This window comes from Streptomyces sp. 35G-GA-8 (assembly GCF_023534745.1).
Lineage (GTDB): Bacteria > Actinomycetota > Actinomycetes > Streptomycetales > Streptomycetaceae > Streptomyces.
Window position 1 is genome coordinate 439,440 of sequence record NZ_JAMHJQ010000004.1, and the last position, 17,548, is coordinate 456,987.

A 17,548-nucleotide genomic window follows, 5' to 3' on the forward strand; every position below is an offset into this window, starting at 1 on the left:
CGGCGGACGGTCCGCTTGGACGTTGAACTCCCCCGCCCGACCACCGTGTCCGCGACGTTCCGGGCTGCGGCCCGCGTGATCGCGTCGAACGGGCACTACCAGGGCGGGGATTACGTCCCTGACCCATTCGACCGGGAGATGTGCGTCCCGCACTTCCTGCGGCCGATGAGCATCGTGGCCGCGCTGAAGACGGCGGTGACCGGGGACCCGCATGTGGATACCGCGCTGGCGAACAAGGCGATCGAGGTCTTGGCGCTGCGGCTGGAGGTCGGCGGGGAGATGGGCCCGTATTACGGGGACATTCTCTCGCTGGAGGAGCACATCGCGGCGTGGGGGGACGTCCCGGGCCGGACGGCGGAGTCGGTTGTCGCGGTGCTGTACGCGGCTGCGGACGCTGTCGAGGTGACGGCATGAGCATCCACGACACGCAGAGGCGGAGCCTGCTTGCCGCGCACTCGGTGGCCTTGTACGTGCAGCAGGTCGGTCCGATCCCGCCGTCGACCGTCTCGGTCCAGTGCCACGACTTCGCCCCGGACAGCCCCAGCGTGGACGTGAACTTTTTCAAGAACCCGGAGGGTGTGCGGCTGCTCGCTGCCGCGCTTGGGGCCAAGGTCACCGAGGGCCCGCACAGTGCCACCAGTTCTCGGCTGTACACGGAAGCGCTGGCCGATGTGAGCGGTATCCCCGTGACGATCTGGTCGCTGGCCGACGCCCCGGAGACGGGCGGTGCGCTGTGAGTTCGACGCGTGCGGTGACGGCGTTGGCGGCGTTGATTCATGACGCGCAGCAGCGTCGGCAGACGGCGACGGGTGTTGCGTTGGCGGTGGATTCGGCGGGGATGTTGATGTCGCCGGAGACGGCGGCGGAGCTGACCGCGCTGCGGGCCCGGGTCGCCGAGCTGGAGGCCGCGCGGGCCCCGGCTGAGGAGTACGGTCCCGCGTTCCCTTGGGTCGCGCTGATGGACGACGACGACCGCCATGAGTTCCTGGGGGAGTTGGCGGCTGCGGCCATCGACTACTACCGGCCCGAGACCGACGACGCGGCCACGCTCGTGGAGATCGAGAAGGCGTGCATGACGTGGCGTCTGACTGCTGAGGCGCAGCACGCGCACAACACCGCTCCCGGCCCGGATGCCGAGGCGGACCGCATCGTCGCCTACCGCAACAGCGACCGGCCCGGGGTGCTGCTGTGCCGGGAGCACGGGGACGGCTGGATGGGTCTGACTCCGCTCACCTCCGAGAACCTGCCCGACGGCGGGCTGTGCACGTGGGGCTGGCCGGGGCCGGAGCAGTGCGGCAGGGACGTGCTGATCACCGAGGCGGGTGATCCGCGATGACGGTCCTGCTGTGGATCTCCTACGCCCTGATCGTCTGGGGCCTCGGCTGTGCCGCGCTCGTCGCCGCGCTCGACGACCGTCACCCGTTCGCCTACCTCGCTGCCCTGCTGCGCCCCCACGGAGGCCGCAATGCACGCTGACCAGACGCCCGTCGGCCCCCGCCTGTGGGAGATCGACCACCCGTACTACTGCACCGAGGGCAACTTCTACGCCAGGCCCAGCGACGGCTTGCACACCGAGTACCCCTCGTGGGCTGCCTTCTACGAAGACTGGGCCGACACCGACCCGGACCTGAACCTCGTCTTCCGCTGGGACTGGAAGCGCCCGAACCCGGACGACTACGAGGACGGCGAGGAACTTCCGCCGGAGACGCTGGCCGTGTACTGGGTCCTCCAGCGCAAGGCGATCCTCAGGTCCACCGAGTGCGTCATCGACCGGGCGGACGAGCCCGCCGTGCGTACGTGGCTGACCGACCGGGCCCGGACGATCGCTGCGATCTGGGCGCCGATCAGCCCCGGCACCGAGGGCGGTGGCGACCGTGGCTGACCTGAACCTGAGCACGAAGCCGGGCCTGTCCGTACGGCTCCGCTCCGACTGGCTCAAGGCCATCTTCCGCGTCGACCTCATCCGCCACCACACCCTGATCGGCCTCGTCCAGCACTGGGGCGAGACGGACGCCTGCGAGGACGTCATCTCGCAGCTCGACGCGCTCGCCGAGGCCGTCCAGTCCCCCCGTGAGGGGGAGTTGGACGCGCTCACGGAGGCCGTGGAGGACGCGGCGGCGCTCGACACGGCCGAGATCGACATCAGCCTGTCGGACGCGCTGCGGCTTCGCGACGAGCTGGACGAGGTGATCGCGAAGCTGTCGCGGTTCAACCCGCAGCCGCTCGCGGCGGTGCCGTCGCTGCCCGAACGGAGGACGGCATGAGCGCCCGCGAGTCGCTGCACTCCGACCTCCTCACCACCCCCATGGCCGCCACGCTCCCGTACCCCGAGGGGTGGGCCAGCATCCGGCTCCAGCGCTACCGGGACGAGGTCCGCGCCGAGGTACTGGGCAAGGCCGTCGCGTTCCTGGAGGAGATCGGCACGCCAATCACCGGCGACCGCACCGGGCACGAGCGCGGCGTGATGTACGCCGCCCGCAGGCTCACGGAGCAGATCGCCCCCGGGCCGGTGGAGAAGACCACCCCGAATGGGGCCGCGGTCACTCCCCAGCCCGAGCAGTCCGGCGAATGGGCCCCCGCTGGTGCCCTCCGCGACCGGCTCGCCACCCTCCTCACCCACATCCGCCGCCACCCCAGCCGCACCTGGACCACCGAAGACGTGCGGCGCTTCTACCTCTCCCAGGCCCCGAAGCGCGCCACATGCCGCCGCGACCTCCAGTCGCTGCGCGCCATGGGCTGGCTCGTCCTGATCGACGAGCCCGGCCGCCGCTTCTACCGCCTCAACACCCGGAAGGACGGCGCCTCATGACAACCGTCGCGCAGGCCGGGGCGAACACCGCCCCAGCCGCCGGCCCCCGGCGCAAGCCCAAGGCCGCACCCACCGGACCCGACCGAATCCCCCGCCCCTCCCAGGGCTGGTACCGCGACCGCGTGACGGGCGACAAGCTCCGCCGCGTCACCACCATCTTGTCCCAGGGCTCCACCAAGGGCGACGTCCTCGCCCTCTGGGCCGCGAACCTCGTCGCAGAGACCGCGCTCGCCCACCTGCCCCGCCTCGTCTCCGCCCGCACGCCCGAGCAGCGCACCGAGACGTACGACTGGCTGCGCCGCGCCCCGCTGCGCAAGAAGGACGAACGCGCGGACATCGGCTCGGCAGTCCACCAGATCATCGAAGCGCACGTCCTCGGGCAGCCGATCCCCACCGAGCTGGTCGACGACCCCGAGATGGTCCCGTACCTCGACAACTTCCTCCGCTTCATGGAGGAGTGGCAGGTCACCTTCGAGGCGTCCGAGATGGTCGTCGGCAACCGCACCGCCGGATACGCCGGCACCCTCGACTACCTGCTCCGCTCCCCGCTGATCGCCGCCGAGTTCGGTGCCCCCGCGACCACCGTGCTGATGGGCGACACGAAGACCGGCGGCGAGCTGGACGTCAAGGGCGTCTACCCCGAGGCCGCGCTCCAGATGGCCGCGTACCGCCGGGCCGAAGTGGCGTGGCTGCGCGACGGGTCCACGGTGCCGATGCCCGCGACGCACTCCACCGGGGTGGTCCTCCACCTGCGGCCGGAGGGCTACCGGCTCATCCCCGTCGTCTGCGACGACCAGGTGTTCGCCGCGTTCCAGATCGTGCAGCAGGCCGCGGCGTGGGTGTCTGGCCTGTCCAAGACCGTCGTCCAGCCCGCCCTCACCCTCCCGACCAACGATCAGAAGGCGGCTGCCTGATGCCCATCATCGACCTCCAGCGCCGCATGCGGCAGCTCGGTGAAATCCGGATCGGCCACGTCGTCGCCGGTACGAGCAAGCAGGGCAAGGCGTACACCCGCCCGGCCAAGCTCAACCACTTCCGCTTCACCTCCCCGTCCCGGGAGATCCTCGCCAGCGTCGCCGAACTGTACGGCGGCGAGGTCAAGCCCTGGACGCCCGCGAACGGCGGACCGTCCGAGTTCGAGGTGTACTCCACCGCCAACCGGCTTCCCGTCCTCATCCCCCCGCGCGACGCCGTATCCCAGTGGTACGAGCTGTACGCCGGATCGAAGTGCCAGCGCCGATGCGACGGCGTCACCGAGCACAAGCGGGACCGGCCGTGCCTCTGCGATCCCGAGGACCGCGAGTGCAAGATCACCACCCGGGTCAACGTCATGCTCCGCGACGTCCCCGCCCTCGGCCAGTGGCTGCTGATCACCAAGGGCTACTACGCCGCAACCGAACTCCCCCCGGCCGCCGAACTGCTGGCACAGGCCGACGGGTACGTCGCCGGATGGCTCGGCATGGAGGAGAAGCTCGTCCAGCGCGACGAGGGCCCGGCCCGCTTCATGGTCCCGACCCTCGACGTCGAGATCACCCCAGCCGCGCTGATGTCCGGGCAGACCATCGGCGCCCCGGCGGTCGCGTCCGGCCCGGAGCGCGTCGCCATCACCGGCGGTCGGCCGGACTACGCCGCGCTCGCCGCGGTCGCCGAGACCGCTGAGGAGGTCGGGAAGCTCTGGACCCAGGCAAACCGGGCCGGGCACCTCGACGACGATCTCGCCGCAACCCTGAAGGCCCGCGGCAAGGCCCTGAAGCCGCAGACGCCGCCCGGGGCGCAGGAGGACGACGGGCCTCACCCGGACGACACCGAGCGGATCCTCAACCCGGCCGACTACGGCGATGCCAGCCAGGAGCAGATCGACGAGTTCGTCCACGACGCCGAGATCGTCGACGACGAGGACACCGACACCGATGGCATCTGGTTCCAGATCATCGCCGCCGCCGGGCCCCTCGGCCTCACCACCGACCAAGTCGAGCAGCGCTTCGCCCAGGCCAACGGCGGACTCCACCCGAGCACGGCCAGCGCCGACCGGCTGCGCGCCTTCCTCACCGCCCTGAAGGGAGCCCGCGCGTGACCACCTTCGCCGACATCCGCAAGGTCTCATTCGACACCGAGACCACCGCGCCCGACCCCAACGAAGCCCGCATCGTCACCGCCGCCCTCATCGTCCGCGGCGGCGGCCGAAACGACAACGTCATGAGCTGGCTCATCAACCCCGGCGTCCCCATCCCGCCGGAGACCACCGCGGTCCACGGCATCGACGACGCCAAGGCCGCCGAGGGCGCCGATCCGAAGGATGCCCTGGACGACATCGCCGACCGGCTCGCCGCGGCGCTGCGGTACGGCATGCCGGTCATCGCGTTCAACCTCGCCTACGACTGGACCGTCCTGACCCGCGATCTGGAACGGCATGGGCTCCCTTCCATGGCCGAGCGACTGCCCGGAATGGGCGCGCTGCCGCTGGTGGATCCGCACGTCATCGACAAGCAGGTCGACAAGTACCGCAAGGGCTCGGGGATGCGGAAACTCAAGCCGACGTCCGAGGTGTACGGCGTCGAGCTGGAGGACTGGCACACCGCAGAGGCCGACGCGCTGGCTGCGCTGCTGATCGCGGAAGCGCAGTTCGAGCGGTACCCGCAGCTCCAGACGTACGGGCCCGCGCAGTTGTTCGCGGCGCAGAAGGCGTGGCGGGCGGAGCAGCAGGCCGGCCTCCAGAAGTGGTTCCGGACGAAAGCGACGCCGGAGCAGGGCGGGGCGCCGGACAAAGTGATTGACGGCTCGTGGCCGCTCATCCCGGGCCAGCGGGGCGGTGCCTGATGCCGTGGATCTCCCGTGGCCGTTTGGCCGCCATGCAGGCCCGCGTCGAACAGCTCGCCGCGCAGCTGGACGACGCGCGCACCGAGGACTTCGCGGACAGCGTCAGCGAGTCCATCAGCTACCAGCGGCGCATCGCCCGCATGGCGCGCGCTGTCGCCCGCCTGTCCACCGCGCTCACCACGCAGACACGCCGCGCGGACCGGCTCCAGCAGCGCCTCGACGACGCCGTCGGCATCACCTCGCCGGCCGTCGACTCGGGCGACCTGTGGCAGCAGCGGCGCAGCGACAAGCCGCTTCCCGGCCCGAGCGGAGTGAAGCGGTGACGACCCTCTTCGATCCCGCCACGCCCATCCTTCCCGCCCCGGCTTCGGCCGGGGCGGGCCCTCGCCCCCTCGTCATCGGCATAGACCCGTCCCTCACCTCCTGCGGCATCGCCGGAGCCGACTGGGCCGACGCCCTCCGCCCCCGCAAAACCCACAACCGCGGCCACCTCCGCCTCTCCTGGCTCCGTACCGAGATCGCCGACCGCACTCGCGCGGCGGACCTCGTCGTCATCGAGGGCCCGTCGTACGGGCACGGCGCGATGGCCGGGCACCACGAGATGGCCGGCCTGTGGTGGCTCATCGCCCACGACCTGTGGCGCCGCGAGATCCCGTACGCGGTGTGCCCACCGTCGCAGCGCGCCATGTACGCCACCGGCAAGGGCAACGCCTCGAAGGGCATGGTCCGCGACGGCGTACGGACGCACTTCGGGATCGAGTGCGACGGGCCCGGCCGGTACGACCAAGCCGACGCCGCGAGCATGGCGCACCTCGGCCTGCACTGGCTCGGCTACCCCACCACCGAACTACCGCCCACACACACGCGGGCGTTGGGCGGCGTGGCGTGGCCGGAGCAGACCCCGGTGGTGGCCCGGTGAAGATCCGCGCCGACATCGCCAACCTCCTGCACCAGGGCATCCCCGTCTACCGCATCGCCGCCCAACTCCACGTCGGCACCAAGACCGTCACCGCCACCCGCGACGCACTCGGAATCGCCCCGCTCCGCGGCACCCAGCCCCTCGACCCGGCACAGCAGTTCTACGCCCGCACCGCCCACGACGGCGACGGTCACCTCCGCTGGACCGGGTACGTCAACGCCGGAACTCCCTCGCTGACCATCCGCAACCAGCGCGTCAGCGCCGCGGTGATGGCGTTCCGGCTCCAGTACGACCGGGACCCGATCGGGAACGTACGGCCGGGCTGCGGCTACGACGGCTGCGTGGCGCCAGCGCACGTGGAGGACCGGCCCATGCGCGAGCGGTTCGCCTCGATCTTCGGGCAGGTGTCCGCATGATCCCCTCGCCGCCTTCCTGGATGGCCAGCGCCGTGTGCTCCGAGGTCGATCCCGACCTGTTCCACCCCGAGAAAGGCGTCACCAGCGCCGCCGCCCGCCGCATCTGCATGGGCTGCCCCGTCCGCACCGACTGCCTGACTCACGCCCTCACCGTGCCCGAGACGCAGGGCGTATGGGGCGGCATGTCGGCCCGGGAACGGACCCGGCTCCGCCGCAAGACCGCAGACGCCGCAGATGCCAAGGACGAGCAGGACGCGGCATGACGCGCCGACCACGCCCACAGCCGCCGCCCGGCGGGCTCCTCGACTGGGGCGATTCCTCGCACTGGGACAGCAGGGGACCGCGGCCGTGCCGGTACTGCGGCGGTCCGACCCAACTCCGTGACTCGAAGCGGTCTCCGGCGCACAAGACGTGCGCGGAGGCCGCCCTCCAGCAGCAGGCCGCCGAAGCCCAAGAGGCCTACGACCAGAACGGACACCTCGCATGAGCACGAACATCACTAACCCCACCACCCAGCTCTTCGGCCCCGACCGGCACCGACTCGGCTACGAGGACCAGGAGTGGTCCGTGTGGGTGAGCGGCATGGACGAGATCCACGACAGGAAGACCCTCGGCGGCGCGCTGAACCTGGCGAACGAATTGAACGCCACCTTCGCGCAGATGCGGTTCAACTCCACCAGCGAGTACGACCCGGTCATGTACGCGGTCGTCCTGCACCACGGCTACGCGTGGACCGTCGAAACCGAACACCGCCTCGGCAAGGACTGCGGCGTCGAATCGTGCGGCCCCTGCGGTACCGACCGCAACAACGCGCGCGAAGACATCGCCACGGCCGCCGAACACCCGAACGCCTGACGCACCCCGCTCCACCGTCCGGGGCGGCCGGCCCCGAACCCTGCCCCGGACGAGACACCGCACCACCCCGCACTCGTGAAGGAAGACGCACATGCCCTGGGTCCGCCTGGACGACAGATTCCCCTCGCACCGGAAGGTCGCGTTGCTGTCGGATCGCGCGTTCCGGCTATACGTCTCCGCTCTCTGCTGGTCCTCCGAAAACCTCACCGAAGGCAAGCTCACCGACCGCGAATTGACACTCGTGGCACGCGTACGCGACATGAAAAAGACGGCCAGGGAACTTGAAGATGCTCGGCTGTGGGACCGGGTTGAAGACGGCTGGATGATTCACGACTTCCTTGAGTACAACCCCGACCGCGCAAAGGTGAAAGCCGACCGCGAAGCCAACGCAGCACGTCAGCAGGCATATCGGGAGCGGAAGAAGGCCGAGCAGGACGCGAAGCGGAACGCCGACGAGATCGAAAGTAACGGCGTTACTAACGCATCCCGTAACGCGTCGCGTAACGGGGGGAGTAACGACACCCCGTCCCCATCCCCGTCCCGTCCGGTTCCTCCTACGGAGGAACCTCCTCCCCCTCCCCCCTCCACGAACACCCCCGGCACCGCCGTGGCCGAGCCCTCCGGAAGAGGAGAAGTCCAACCCCTCATCGAGGCCATGGCCGCCCGCGGCATGAACATCTCCTGGACCTTCCAAGCCACCGAATGGCTCGAACTCCGCGACGCCATACGCCGCGTCGGCGTACCCGCCCTCGTCGACCACGCCGCCCGCGCCTGGCAAGCCGCCAAAACCACGCCCTACTCAGCCCGTTACTTCCTCACCGGCTGGACCGGCCTCCAAGACGCACCCGCCTACACCGGCCCGCGCGCAATCCCTGGCCCGCCATCCGCCACGTCCGAATACCTCGCCGACATGGCCAACATCGCCGCCGAACTTCGCGCCGCCGAAGACGCCGCAGAGAGGAACGCCCAGTGAAAGCCTCCGAGTTGCCGCAACTCCTCGCCCAGGTCGCGCTAGCCGACCCCCGCGTCCGCCGCGCCGATGAGATGGAACGCCGCGCCCAAATCCACATGTGGGCCGGCATCCTCGCCGAAGTCCCATACGACTACGCCGTCCGCGCCATCCAGACCCACTACGCCAAGTCGACGTGGCCGATCCTCCCCGCGGACATCGCCACCCAGTGGGCCTCCACCGTCCGCGACCGCATGAACCGCGACGTGGATCCGGCCCCGCCCGTCGACCCCGACAACGAAGCCGCCTACCGCCACGCACTCGCCGCCCACCGCCGCGCCGTCATCACCGGCCAGGAACCACCCGTCGAGCACGAGGCGCTCACCTCCGGGCCGGCCGCCGCCGAAGTCGAGCGGCGCATGGCCGAACTCGGGAAGTACATGCCCCCCTCCGTCGCCGGCGCTCTGCGTGCCCTGCGGCCAGCCCGTGCGGAGCGGGAGCGAACCATCCGCGCCGGTCTCCCTGACGCCCTTGCTGTCGCCTGCCCGGTCGAGACCTGCCGCGCGTATGCCGGCCGACCCTGCACCCGCCCCGGCCGCGGAGGGGCCCGCCACACCCTCACCGCCGGTGCACACCCCTCCCGCACCGAAGCCGCCACCACCGCGATGACACCCGCACCCGCCATACCGGCACCGGCCGGCACGTGGCCGCCGAAGAACGGAGCGGCTTCGTGACCCACATGCCGCAGGCCGCCGTCACCACCATCGCCGCCGCACTCGACGACTACCGCCTCACCACCCCCACCGAGCAACAAACACCCGACGAAGCGGCCGAACGAGTCGCCGAGTACCTCGCCTCCAGCGGCTGGGGGCTGCACATCACCGACGAACCCGCCGCCGCATGAGAGACCCGCCGCGTATCCGGTTCCCGCCGGCCCGCGCGCTACGCCCACCACTCCGAGGAGAACCCATGGGCATGTACCACTCCACCTACTTCGCCTACGGCTTCCAGATCCCTCAGACCGACCCCGACCGGCTCGAAGACCTGGAACTCGGCTACCTGCTCGCAGGCGACTACGACCGCGACATGGTCTTCCTCGTCACCCAGTGCGTTGAGGTCCGCCTCGGTACGTACAAGACGGTCCGGCCTCACGACGCCACACAGGGCCAGTACGAGGACTGGGACGAACAACTCCGGGCTGCCGCCGAGACTCTCGCAGTGACCCCGATCACCGAACCCGGCTGGATCGTCGTGCCCGACCTGAGCTGACCGCTACGCCTCACCTACGCAGAACGTTAGCCAACCTAAGGACCTGACATGACCGGCCAACCCACCCGCATCCAACGCAAGCGCACCAAGGGCTGGCGCGCACCCGCCGGAGCCGTCTACGTCGGACGCGGCACCCGCTGGGGCAACCCCTGCACCCAAGTCCGTTACCCCGCCCTCGACGGATCCGATTGGGAGCACGAAGGCCGCCTCGGCAAGACATCCGGCCAGCAGCACGCCTTCGTCCACCCCGACAAGACCGTGACATGGCACCTGGTGAAGGACGCCACCCGCGAGCAGGCGACGGAGCTGTACCGGCGACGGCTCGCTCAGTTGCCGGGGGTGGTTGCCGCGGCCCGTGCTGAGTTGGCGGGCCGGGACCTCATGTGCTGGTGCCCACTCCCCGCGCCCGGTGACCCGGACCACTGCCACGCCGCCGTTCTGCTGGCCCTGGCCAACCCCACCCCGTGACACGTAGCACGCCCGCCCCTGCTCGTAACAGGGGCGGGCGCCCCGACAGCCTTCCACACACCCCAGGAGAACCCGTGACCACCCAGCCCGAGCCGTTCCGGTACACCGACCCCACCGACCCATTCGGCCACACCCTCACCGTCGTCCACGTCGACGCCAGCACCTACAACGGCACGATCCCCGTCGTGTCCCTCGGCATTCAGGTGCCCAAGGACGCGACAGACCCGGAGAACCCGCTCGTCTACATCCCGCTCGCCGACACCGAGCAGGTGGTGGCCGCGATCCGTACCGCCGCCGGACAGCCGGCCGACCGGGCCGCCCTCCACGAGCGCATCGCCGACGCCATCCGAGACGCCGCCTGCCCCGGTGACTGCGACAAGACCGAGGCGGAGTGCACCAAGGAACGCATCCAGCCCTTCGTTTGGCACCACGGCCGCCTTACGGTGGTGGAGGGCGAGCCGGAGATGTTCGCCGACGCGGTGCTGGCTGTGCTGCCCGAGCCCGCCACCGACCGGCCCGGCAAGGACAACGGGCTCTCGGAGCTGCTCGCAGCCGCGAAAGCCCTGCAGTTGGATCGGGATGCCGCGTCCAGCGGCGAGAGCAGCGACTACCGGCGCGGCATGACGCGCGCCGTGAAGGTGCTGCGTCTCCTCGCCGAGTCCGAGCAGGCCGACGAGGCGCAGCAGCCCACCGCCGGGACGGGCTCTTTGGGGAAAGTCTGCACGGGCACACTCGGCCCAAAGCCCCCTCAAAGCCAGCCCGACGCGCGGCGCGAGCGGTACGCGGCGGCAATGCGAGGCGCCGTGTGCGACGACCCGGACCTGATGACCGGCGGAGAGGAGCAGGTCATCAGCGACCTTGCCGACGCGGTCATGGCTGTCGCGGACGAGGAGCAGCAGGAGATGGCCAACGCGGCAGTCAGATTCACCGCCGCCATCCGCCAGCAGAACGCCCGTCTGCGTGCCGAGTTGGAGCAGGCCCGCGCCACCGTCCTCCGTGAGCGGGCCGACTTCTACGAAGGTGTGCTCCGGGACTCGCTGGACCTGGAGCACGACCCCCGGTACTGCACCGCGATCCGTGACATCGTCCTCGGACTTCGTCGTCTGGCCGCCGAGACCGCCGCCGGGTTCGGTGGGCAGGCCGAGGACGGGGCGCCTGCGACGGTCCGGCTCTCGTACCGGCTGGAGCACCGCAACCCCGGCGACACCGCCTGGCAGCCGAACACCCCCGGCATCGGCGCCAACTGGTCCTGGCAGAGCCGAGAGAAAGCCGACCAGCAGTTGACCACGGCGCGCGACCGGTGGCCGGACTACGAGCACCGCCTTATCGCCATCACCACCACCGTGACCGAGACCGTCGTCAACGAAGGCGGGGCGCAGCAGCAGTGACCACCCAACAATCCCCCGACCCAACCCAGGAGACCGCCATGGCCCCGTACCGGATCCTCATCACCGGCAGCCGCGACTGGAACAACCGCCGCGTCATCGACGACACCCTCACCGCCCTCGCCGCCGCCAACACCTTCCACGACCGGACCACCGTCATCGTCCACGGCGCGTGCCCCTCCGGCGCCGACGCCATGGCCGACGACTGGGCACGCTGGCACTCACGCCGATCGCCCCTCATCGAGTTCGAACGGCACCGCGCGAACTGGCAGATCAACGGCAAGCGGGCCGGGTTCATCCGCAACGCCCACATGGTCCAGCTCGGTGCTGATGTCTGTCTGGCCTTCATCAAGGACTCCAGTCGCGGCGCCAGCCACACAGCTCAGCTTGCCGAGCAGGCCGGGATCCCAACGAGGAGATGGACCGCGTGATCGACACCGTGCTGTTCGTGGTCCTCGTCATCGTCACCGCCGGCCTTCCGTTGGCGCATTGGGCGCACCCGCCGTGGCGCTGACAGCACGGCAGGCCCACAGAACGGCGCGTACGCCCCTCAGGCAGCCCGTAAGCCCCGCAGCGCACAGATTCCTCACCCCAGCTCCCGCCAGGCCCACAGACGACCACACAGAGCCCCCACGGAACGGACACCCCATGACCACACCCGCCGACGAACTCCGCACCGCAGCCGAAAAGCTGCGCGCCCTCGCCACCGCCGCCTCCACCAACACCGACGGCACCCCCACCACCACCTGGAATACCAAGCTCTGCTGGCCCAACGACGACAACGGCACCAGCCACCTCTACGGCGACTACCTCACCCGCGACGACAACCGCCGCATCGCCTGGCCGCCCCTACTGCACGGCGGCAGCCCGCAGCGGCCGACCCGCATGCAGACCCAGCACGCCACGTACATCGCCGCCATGGGCCCCACCCTCGGACTGCTCGTCGCGGAGTGGCTGGACAGCGCGGCGGAGGACGCCGAGCAGATCGGCCCGGATCGCCACGCTCTCGCCGTGGCCCGGCAGATCAACGGCACCCAGTGACCGCCGCCCGCTGGATCGGCGCCGGCATCCCCCTGCTGCTCCTCACTGCCGCGGCCGCGCTCGCCGCGATGCTCCACGCCGAACAGCGCCAGACCCGTTGGCGCGCTGCCCGTACCGCGGAGCAGCACGCCCGGCCGCCATGCAGCTGCCCGCACCGGGCCGCACTCGACGAACTCGCGCTCCACCGCGCGGCCGTGGAACACGCCTGCTGCCCCGGCTGGTGGGAGCCCAGCCACACGTACTCGCACCACCCCGACTGCACCAAGGAGCCCTGCCATGCTTGAGCTGCCCGAGACTCCGTCCATCAGCGACGACTCGCCCTGTAACCCGGCCTGCCTCAACGGGCACACCCACGAGCCTCCCTGCGTCGCCGGGGCGTCCGCAGGGGTGCAGCGCCACACCGCCGACACGATCACCGACGACGAACTGGACCGGCTCTACGCCGACCAAGCCCGTCTCACCGACCAGCTGGCGAACGAGCAGACCATCAGCCGCCGTCTCTTCGAGCAGCGGAACGACATGGCCGTCGAGCGGTACGCGTGGCAGGAGCGCGGCGACCGCGCCGAGGCCACCATCGCACGCGTGCGCCAACTCGCCGAGCGCTGGCGGTACACCGCCGACCGCAAAAACACCGCCCTGCCCGAGCTGCACGCCGCACTCAACGAACCGAAGGAGTGACCTTGCACTACCGAGTCTTCGCCGCCGAAGTAGCCCGCACCCTCACCGACCACGGCCACACGAACTCCCAGACGGGGCCCGCCTGGTCCGCCGGCCACCGCGTACAGCAGGCCAGCCCCACCACAGCCCGGATCTGGCACGACGGCCCCGACGAGCTTGCTCACCTCGCCCAGTACGCCACCGCGCTCGGAGACGCGGGCTACACCGTCACCGCCGAACGGGCGTCGGCAAGGAAGCGACCGTCCCTCCGCGCCACTCAGCAGACCAAGGGGAACTGACCGGGCGGACATGCCCGCGGCTGAAGTTCCCTGAGATCGGGCGTCACATTTCGCCGCTGCCCCCACATAACCATGTCAGCGGGAAAACGGTCCGCCACCCACTGGAAGGGGCGCCCATGACATACGCAGACAACCCGGCTCTTCTCGCCCACCTTCTGCGAGACCTCGCAGACATCATCGAAGCCCAGAACACAGGCACATCCGAGAGCGGCCGGGAACACCGCCTGATCGACGAAGCGCGACAAGCAGCGAAGGAGCTGGACCTGCCGGAGAGGAGGCGCCCCGGCAAGTTTGCCGCCTTCTGAAAGGCCCCCACAACCGAACCGCGCTCCAGGATCTGAGCCGCAGCGTAGTTGTCTCCCGAGCGTAGACCCGTCGGCCAACCCTCCGTTCTGGAGGGACATGACGGAGTCGCTGAACCGCCTCAAGATGAATCCCACCGACAAGTACCCGCGCCGGCGGCAAGTTCCGTGCCGCCCGTAAGATCCGCAACTTCGAGTTCCGCTACCGGAACGGGAACTCGTTCCCGACTCGTCCGACGAAGCCCCGGCCCACTTCACCTGCGCAGCGACGCATAGGCGGCTTGAACAACAAGGTCACAGGTAGACGACAGAGGGCGACGTCAGAGCCGTTCCGCAGCCCTGGACGCAACGAGGGGTCGTAGAGAGGCACAGCACACCACGGAATCTGAGGTTCCATGAACGTTCATCAGCCGAGGCCAGACTGACGTACGGACGTGACGTACGGGCGCTGTCAGTGCCGACCGATAACCTGACTGCCGGTCACCTTCAACCCGAAGGCGACAGAGTTACGCCCTCGCGCGGATGTGGGTCCGCCGAGGGCTATGCGATCAAGGGAGAAAGCCTTGAGTCCGTCCAACAGTAACGCCCCCATGCCCGCTGGCAACAGTGGGGGGTCTAGTCCATTCGACGCGATACGCCGCACAGACGAAAACGGCGAGTGGTGGTCCGCCCGAGACCTCCAGCCGTTGCTCGGATACTCGAAGTGGGAGGACTTCAAAAACTCCATCGAGCGCGCCAAGGTGGCCATTGCCAACAGCGGACAGACCGCTGACCTGCACGCTTCTGCGCGTCCGGAAGTGCTCCGCTCAAGCTCTGGCACCACGCGCCGCATGAACTTCAAGCTCACGCGGTACGGCTCGTACATGGTCGCGATGAACGGCGACCCCCGGAAGCCCGAAGTCGCTGCGGCGCAGACGTACTTCGCCGTCCAGACCCGCAAGGCCGAGACCGCAGCCACCACCGCGCCGGCCCTGCCGCAGGACTATGAGGAAGCCCTCGTCGCCCTGCTCGGCCAGGTTCGGGAGACGAAGGCGCTCGCCGCCGAGAACAAGGTCCTCGCGCCCAAGGCGAGCAAGTGGGACCGGTTCATGAACGCCGAGGGCCTCATCGGCATGACAGCCATCGCCGACATGCTCAACATGCCGGTGAAAGACCTGACGAACTGGCTCGTCGACATCGGGGTGTTCCGCAAGCAGAGGTCAAGATTCGGCGCGAACACGAACATGCCACGCCGCATGTACCAGACGTCGGGCCACTTCGTGATCAAGGGCGAGTCGAACGGCAAGGTGTCCTACGAGGTCGCCTACGCCACCCTCGAAGGCGCCGACTTCATCATCGGCGAGTGGGACAAGAGAAACGCCGCATAAGCCCATCGTGCCCCGCCAGCCAACAACTGGCGGGGCACCCCCGGGGCCACCTCCGGTATGACCATTCCCCTCGCCCGGGTGACGCCGCCCGGATTCACCGCCGCAGGATGCCCAGCCGCCGGTATCAACGGATCATGCTGACGACCGTGAAGCGCGGCCTCGCTGCCGCCGCACTCCTCATCCTCCCCCTGACCGCTGCGCCGGCCCCGGCCGCCGCCGACACGGCCCCCGCAGTCGTCGCCCCCATGACGCTCACCGACGGCATCAACCTCCTCCCCGTGGCCGAAGAAGTACGCGAGGGCTACAAGCGGACCCTGTTCAAGCACTGGGTAGACGCTGACCGCGACGGCTGCAACACCCGCATGGAGGTGCTGATCGAGGAGTCACGCACCAAGCCGACCATCGAAGCTGGCTGCAAAGTCACCGCAGGCACCTGGTACTCGTACTACGACGGCCTGACCTTCAACGATCCGTCGAAGCTCGACATCGACCACATGGTGCCGCTCGCCGAGGCGTGGGACTCCGGGGCCTTCATGTGGAAGCCGGAGCGCCGCGAGGCCTACGCCAACGACCTCAACTCGCCCCGCAGTCTCCTGGCGGTGAGCGCGAAGACCAACCGCAGCAAGGCCGACCAGGACCCAACGACGTGGCTGCCGCCGCTGGCCGACGCCCGCTGTACGTACATCGCGGACTGGGTGTCGACGAAACTCCGCTGGCAGCTCTCCGTCGACCAAGCCGAGCAGACCGCGCTCACCAGGATCGCTGGCGGCTGCGGACAGGAGACGGTGGACTACACTCCCGCCCCGTAATCCCGAGCGACGCCCGCCCCATCTATGGGGCGGGCGTACTCATGCCCGAATGCCGCTGCTCGGCGCCGGAAGCCTAAGGAAGTTCAGCGTTCTGCCTCGGGCGTCGTTCCATTTGTGAGGGTACTGCGTTCGTCGAGGTCACGGAGTGGATCGAAACCCCGTCGCTCGTTTGCGATTCTGCGCACGTCCCGAGCTTCCGACAGCCGCCCGGACCGCCCCGTCCTCCGCTCCAGGCGTTCGTACATCCTCACCGCCGAATCGGCATTGTCGAAGGCAGCAAGCGAGTACCCATCCTCCAACGCGCTCTGCGCGCCCGCCAGTCTTTGGTTTGCTCGGACTTCCAACAGGGTGAGCCCAGTGAGCGGATCGCGGGCAAAGTCATCCGTATCTTCGTGGCCACTTCGCAGGGAAGGAACCGCATCCGGTCTCACGAATGCTGCGGCGCTGGGACTGGCTGTAGCAGCCGTTTGGTCAATCACAGTGACACGCATGGCCTCTTCCAGCCGATTTAGCAGGGCTGTCGACAGAGCGCCGCGAGCTGCGTCAGCCTGCTCCAGAGTCCTTCTCAGATCTTCTGCTTCAGCCTCGCTGAAGGGCCTGCCCGGGATCACCGCCGCACGGACGAGGCTGGTGGCGTGTTTGAGCGCAGCGGTCAGTACCCGCAACCGCTGACCTTCCAGAGTCGGATCTGTAGGTCGTAGTGGAAATCCGTAGTTGGACTGAGGAATCCAGGCGCCGTCATGCAAAACGTGATCCAGAGCGGCCTGTGCGTCATTCTGGGCACTCGCCACCGCGATGTCGAAGTCGTCGATGCTCAGGGACCGACCCAGTTCAAGGTCCTGGATAGCCCGAGCCAGGAGATCAGACCAATCGCGAAAAGTAGCCCGCACGCCGATGATGCGGTTAATCTCAGCCTCCCTGCGAGTCTGTGCCTCGCGAGCGGCAGCCTCCACGCGTTCAGCATCTCGCCGAACAGCAGACGCTGTTCTCTCCTGCTCAGCACGCTGCTCTGTCTCTTCCCGGGCGCGGCGCTGAATCTGCAACGGCCCCCAAAAGGCCGCCGCACTGGTAACCAGCGCGCCTCCCAATGCGCCGAGCAAGCCGTATATAGCCTCCGACACGTTCGTTCCCCCCGTCCCCGAGCTGCCGTCAGACGTACGCCGTCGCACTGCGAGAGGTCACTTAC

Annotated in this window: 31 protein-coding genes; 30 read left to right on the forward strand and 1 reads right to left on the reverse strand. The window is 69.3% G+C overall.

The window, feature by feature from the left end:
- Positions 1-15 precede the first annotated feature (15 nt).
- From M1203_RS11125 to M1203_RS11270, 30 genes are all read left to right on the forward strand, one after another.
- Complete coding sequence (locus M1203_RS11125; RefSeq protein WP_249949410.1) at positions 16-414, forward strand: hypothetical protein; 399 nt, start codon at positions 16-18, stop codon at positions 412-414.
- Positions 411-737: a hypothetical protein gene (locus M1203_RS11130; RefSeq protein ID WP_249949411.1), complete on the forward strand. Its 327-nt coding sequence runs from the start codon at positions 411-413 to the stop codon at positions 735-737. Before M1203_RS11125 ends, M1203_RS11130 begins: the two co-directional genes overlap by 4 nt.
- Positions 734-1,336, forward strand: coding sequence for a hypothetical protein (locus M1203_RS11135; RefSeq protein ID WP_249949412.1), 603 nt, complete (start codon positions 734-736; stop codon positions 1,334-1,336). The genes M1203_RS11130 and M1203_RS11135 overlap by 4 nt, the downstream gene beginning before the upstream one ends.
- Positions 1,333-1,476 (forward strand): hypothetical protein, encoded by a 144-nt coding sequence (locus tag M1203_RS11140; protein WP_249949413.1) that lies wholly within the window; start codon positions 1,333-1,335, stop codon positions 1,474-1,476. The genes M1203_RS11135 and M1203_RS11140 overlap by 4 nt, the downstream gene beginning before the upstream one ends.
- Positions 1,466-1,882 (forward strand): hypothetical protein, encoded by a 417-nt coding sequence (locus M1203_RS11145; RefSeq protein WP_249949414.1) that lies wholly within the window; start codon positions 1,466-1,468, stop codon positions 1,880-1,882. Before M1203_RS11140 ends, M1203_RS11145 begins: the two co-directional genes overlap by 11 nt.
- On the forward strand, positions 1,875-2,264 hold the full coding sequence (locus tag M1203_RS11150; protein WP_249949415.1) for a hypothetical protein: 390 nt from the start codon (positions 1,875-1,877) through the stop codon (positions 2,262-2,264). The genes M1203_RS11145 and M1203_RS11150 overlap by 8 nt, the downstream gene beginning before the upstream one ends.
- The gene (locus M1203_RS11155; RefSeq protein ID WP_249949416.1) at positions 2,261-2,809 is read left to right on the forward strand and encodes a hypothetical protein; all 549 of its coding nucleotides are present in this window, start codon (positions 2,261-2,263) and stop codon (positions 2,807-2,809) included. Before M1203_RS11150 ends, M1203_RS11155 begins: the two co-directional genes overlap by 4 nt.
- The gene (locus M1203_RS11160) at positions 2,806-3,723 is read left to right on the forward strand and encodes a hypothetical protein (RefSeq protein ID WP_249949417.1); all 918 of its coding nucleotides are present in this window, start codon (positions 2,806-2,808) and stop codon (positions 3,721-3,723) included. The genes M1203_RS11155 and M1203_RS11160 overlap by 4 nt, the downstream gene beginning before the upstream one ends.
- A complete protein-coding gene (locus tag M1203_RS11165; protein WP_249949418.1) occupies positions 3,723-4,883 on the forward strand; it encodes a hypothetical protein in 1,161 nt (386 codons plus the stop codon). Before M1203_RS11160 ends, M1203_RS11165 begins: the two co-directional genes overlap by 1 nt.
- Entirely contained in the window at positions 4,880-5,626 is a 747-nt protein-coding gene (locus tag M1203_RS11170; protein WP_249949419.1) for an exonuclease domain-containing protein, read from the forward strand. The genes M1203_RS11165 and M1203_RS11170 overlap by 4 nt, the downstream gene beginning before the upstream one ends.
- A gap of 23 nt (positions 5,627-5,649) precedes the next feature.
- The gene (locus M1203_RS11175; RefSeq protein ID WP_249949420.1) at positions 5,650-5,949 is read left to right on the forward strand and encodes a snapin/pallidin family protein; all 300 of its coding nucleotides are present in this window, start codon (positions 5,650-5,652) and stop codon (positions 5,947-5,949) included.
- Complete coding sequence (locus M1203_RS11180) at positions 5,946-6,545, forward strand: hypothetical protein (protein ID WP_249949421.1); 600 nt, start codon at positions 5,946-5,948, stop codon at positions 6,543-6,545. Before M1203_RS11175 ends, M1203_RS11180 begins: the two co-directional genes overlap by 4 nt.
- Positions 6,542-6,961 (forward strand): hypothetical protein, encoded by a 420-nt coding sequence (locus M1203_RS11185; RefSeq protein WP_249949422.1) that lies wholly within the window; start codon positions 6,542-6,544, stop codon positions 6,959-6,961. Before M1203_RS11180 ends, M1203_RS11185 begins: the two co-directional genes overlap by 4 nt.
- A complete protein-coding gene (locus M1203_RS11190) occupies positions 6,958-7,224 on the forward strand; it encodes a WhiB family transcriptional regulator (protein WP_249949423.1) in 267 nt (88 codons plus the stop codon). Before M1203_RS11185 ends, M1203_RS11190 begins: the two co-directional genes overlap by 4 nt.
- Complete coding sequence (locus tag M1203_RS11195; protein ID WP_249949424.1) at positions 7,221-7,448, forward strand: hypothetical protein; 228 nt, start codon at positions 7,221-7,223, stop codon at positions 7,446-7,448. The genes M1203_RS11190 and M1203_RS11195 overlap by 4 nt, the downstream gene beginning before the upstream one ends.
- Positions 7,445-7,816 (forward strand): hypothetical protein, encoded by a 372-nt coding sequence (locus tag M1203_RS11200; RefSeq protein ID WP_249949425.1) that lies wholly within the window; start codon positions 7,445-7,447, stop codon positions 7,814-7,816. The genes M1203_RS11195 and M1203_RS11200 overlap by 4 nt, the downstream gene beginning before the upstream one ends.
- 91 nt (positions 7,817-7,907) lie before the next feature.
- Positions 7,908-8,789 carry a hypothetical protein gene (locus M1203_RS11205; protein ID WP_249949426.1) on the forward strand — a complete coding sequence of 294 codons (882 nt, stop codon included), beginning with the start codon at positions 7,908-7,910 and terminating at the stop codon, positions 8,787-8,789.
- On the forward strand, positions 8,786-9,499 hold the full coding sequence (locus M1203_RS11210; RefSeq protein ID WP_249949631.1) for a hypothetical protein: 714 nt from the start codon (positions 8,786-8,788) through the stop codon (positions 9,497-9,499). Before M1203_RS11205 ends, M1203_RS11210 begins: the two co-directional genes overlap by 4 nt.
- Complete coding sequence (locus tag M1203_RS11215; protein WP_249949427.1) at positions 9,496-9,669, forward strand: hypothetical protein; 174 nt, start codon at positions 9,496-9,498, stop codon at positions 9,667-9,669. The genes M1203_RS11210 and M1203_RS11215 overlap by 4 nt, the downstream gene beginning before the upstream one ends.
- 65 nt (positions 9,670-9,734) lie before the next feature.
- Positions 9,735-10,034 carry a hypothetical protein gene (locus M1203_RS11220; protein ID WP_249949428.1) on the forward strand — a complete coding sequence of 100 codons (300 nt, stop codon included), beginning with the start codon at positions 9,735-9,737 and terminating at the stop codon, positions 10,032-10,034.
- Between the two features lie 48 nt (positions 10,035-10,082).
- Positions 10,083-10,502 carry a DUF4326 domain-containing protein gene (locus M1203_RS11225; RefSeq protein WP_249949429.1) on the forward strand — a complete coding sequence of 140 codons (420 nt, stop codon included), beginning with the start codon at positions 10,083-10,085 and terminating at the stop codon, positions 10,500-10,502.
- A gap of 74 nt (positions 10,503-10,576) precedes the next feature.
- Positions 10,577-11,890 carry a hypothetical protein gene (locus M1203_RS11230; RefSeq protein ID WP_249949430.1) on the forward strand — a complete coding sequence of 438 codons (1,314 nt, stop codon included), beginning with the start codon at positions 10,577-10,579 and terminating at the stop codon, positions 11,888-11,890.
- Positions 11,891-11,928: 38 nt separating this feature from the next.
- A complete protein-coding gene (locus M1203_RS11235; protein ID WP_249949431.1) occupies positions 11,929-12,318 on the forward strand; it encodes an SLOG family protein in 390 nt (129 codons plus the stop codon).
- 217 nt (positions 12,319-12,535) lie between these two features.
- Positions 12,536-12,928, forward strand: a complete 393-nt coding sequence (locus tag M1203_RS11240; RefSeq protein ID WP_249949432.1) for a hypothetical protein — start codon at positions 12,536-12,538, stop codon at positions 12,926-12,928.
- Positions 12,925-13,212, forward strand: a complete 288-nt coding sequence (locus M1203_RS11245) for a hypothetical protein (protein ID WP_249949433.1) — start codon at positions 12,925-12,927, stop codon at positions 13,210-13,212. The genes M1203_RS11240 and M1203_RS11245 overlap by 4 nt, the downstream gene beginning before the upstream one ends.
- Entirely contained in the window at positions 13,205-13,606 is a 402-nt protein-coding gene (locus M1203_RS11250; protein ID WP_249949434.1) for a hypothetical protein, read from the forward strand. Before M1203_RS11245 ends, M1203_RS11250 begins: the two co-directional genes overlap by 8 nt.
- A 2-nt stretch (positions 13,607-13,608) precedes the next feature.
- Positions 13,609-13,884 carry a hypothetical protein gene (locus tag M1203_RS11255; protein ID WP_249949435.1) on the forward strand — a complete coding sequence of 92 codons (276 nt, stop codon included), beginning with the start codon at positions 13,609-13,611 and terminating at the stop codon, positions 13,882-13,884.
- 116 nt (positions 13,885-14,000) lie between these two features.
- A complete protein-coding gene (locus tag M1203_RS11260) occupies positions 14,001-14,189 on the forward strand; it encodes a hypothetical protein (protein WP_249949436.1) in 189 nt (62 codons plus the stop codon).
- A 587-nt stretch (positions 14,190-14,776) separates the two neighbouring features.
- Entirely contained in the window at positions 14,777-15,553 is a 777-nt protein-coding gene (locus M1203_RS11265) for a phage antirepressor KilAC domain-containing protein (RefSeq protein ID WP_249949437.1), read from the forward strand.
- Positions 15,554-15,687: 134 nt separating this feature from the next.
- Positions 15,688-16,362: an HNH endonuclease family protein gene (locus M1203_RS11270; protein ID WP_249949438.1), complete on the forward strand. Its 675-nt coding sequence runs from the start codon at positions 15,688-15,690 to the stop codon at positions 16,360-16,362.
- A gap of 83 nt (positions 16,363-16,445) precedes the next feature.
- Here the strand turns inward: M1203_RS11270 and M1203_RS11275 are convergent, their stop codons facing one another.
- Positions 16,446-17,483, reverse strand: a complete 1,038-nt coding sequence (locus tag M1203_RS11275) for a hypothetical protein (RefSeq protein ID WP_249949439.1) — start codon at positions 17,481-17,483, stop codon at positions 16,446-16,448.
- Positions 17,484-17,548 lie beyond the last annotated feature (65 nt).

Coding starts and splice junctions, on each gene's coding strand:
- M1203_RS11225 (WP_249949429.1), top strand. CDS start 10,083: ATGACCGGCCAACCCACCCGCATCCAACGCAAGCGCACCAAGGGCTGG.
- M1203_RS11260 (WP_249949436.1), top strand. CDS start 14,001: ATGACATACGCAGACAACCCGGCTCTTCTCGCCCACCTTCTGCGAGAC.
- M1203_RS11130 (WP_249949411.1), top strand. CDS start 411: ATGAGCATCCACGACACGCAGAGGCGGAGCCTGCTTGCCGCGCACTCG.
- M1203_RS11165 (WP_249949418.1), top strand. CDS start 3,723: ATGCCCATCATCGACCTCCAGCGCCGCATGCGGCAGCTCGGTGAAATC.
- M1203_RS11145 (WP_249949414.1), top strand. CDS start 1,466: ATGCACGCTGACCAGACGCCCGTCGGCCCCCGCCTGTGGGAGATCGAC.
- M1203_RS11270 (WP_249949438.1), top strand. CDS start 15,688: ATGCTGACGACCGTGAAGCGCGGCCTCGCTGCCGCCGCACTCCTCATC.
- M1203_RS11205 (WP_249949426.1), top strand. CDS start 7,908: ATGCCCTGGGTCCGCCTGGACGACAGATTCCCCTCGCACCGGAAGGTC.
- M1203_RS11240 (WP_249949432.1), top strand. CDS start 12,536: ATGACCACACCCGCCGACGAACTCCGCACCGCAGCCGAAAAGCTGCGC.
- M1203_RS11250 (WP_249949434.1), top strand. CDS start 13,205: ATGCTTGAGCTGCCCGAGACTCCGTCCATCAGCGACGACTCGCCCTGT.
- M1203_RS11200 (WP_249949425.1), top strand. CDS start 7,445: ATGAGCACGAACATCACTAACCCCACCACCCAGCTCTTCGGCCCCGAC.
- M1203_RS11155 (WP_249949416.1), top strand. CDS start 2,261: ATGAGCGCCCGCGAGTCGCTGCACTCCGACCTCCTCACCACCCCCATG.
- M1203_RS11195 (WP_249949424.1), top strand. CDS start 7,221: ATGACGCGCCGACCACGCCCACAGCCGCCGCCCGGCGGGCTCCTCGAC.
- M1203_RS11190 (WP_249949423.1), top strand. CDS start 6,958: ATGATCCCCTCGCCGCCTTCCTGGATGGCCAGCGCCGTGTGCTCCGAG.
- M1203_RS11160 (WP_249949417.1), top strand. CDS start 2,806: ATGACAACCGTCGCGCAGGCCGGGGCGAACACCGCCCCAGCCGCCGGC.
- M1203_RS11265 (WP_249949437.1), top strand. CDS start 14,777: ATGCCCGCTGGCAACAGTGGGGGGTCTAGTCCATTCGACGCGATACGC.
- M1203_RS11235 (WP_249949431.1), top strand. CDS start 11,929: ATGGCCCCGTACCGGATCCTCATCACCGGCAGCCGCGACTGGAACAAC.
- M1203_RS11220 (WP_249949428.1), top strand. CDS start 9,735: ATGGGCATGTACCACTCCACCTACTTCGCCTACGGCTTCCAGATCCCT.
- M1203_RS11140 (WP_249949413.1), top strand. CDS start 1,333: ATGACGGTCCTGCTGTGGATCTCCTACGCCCTGATCGTCTGGGGCCTC.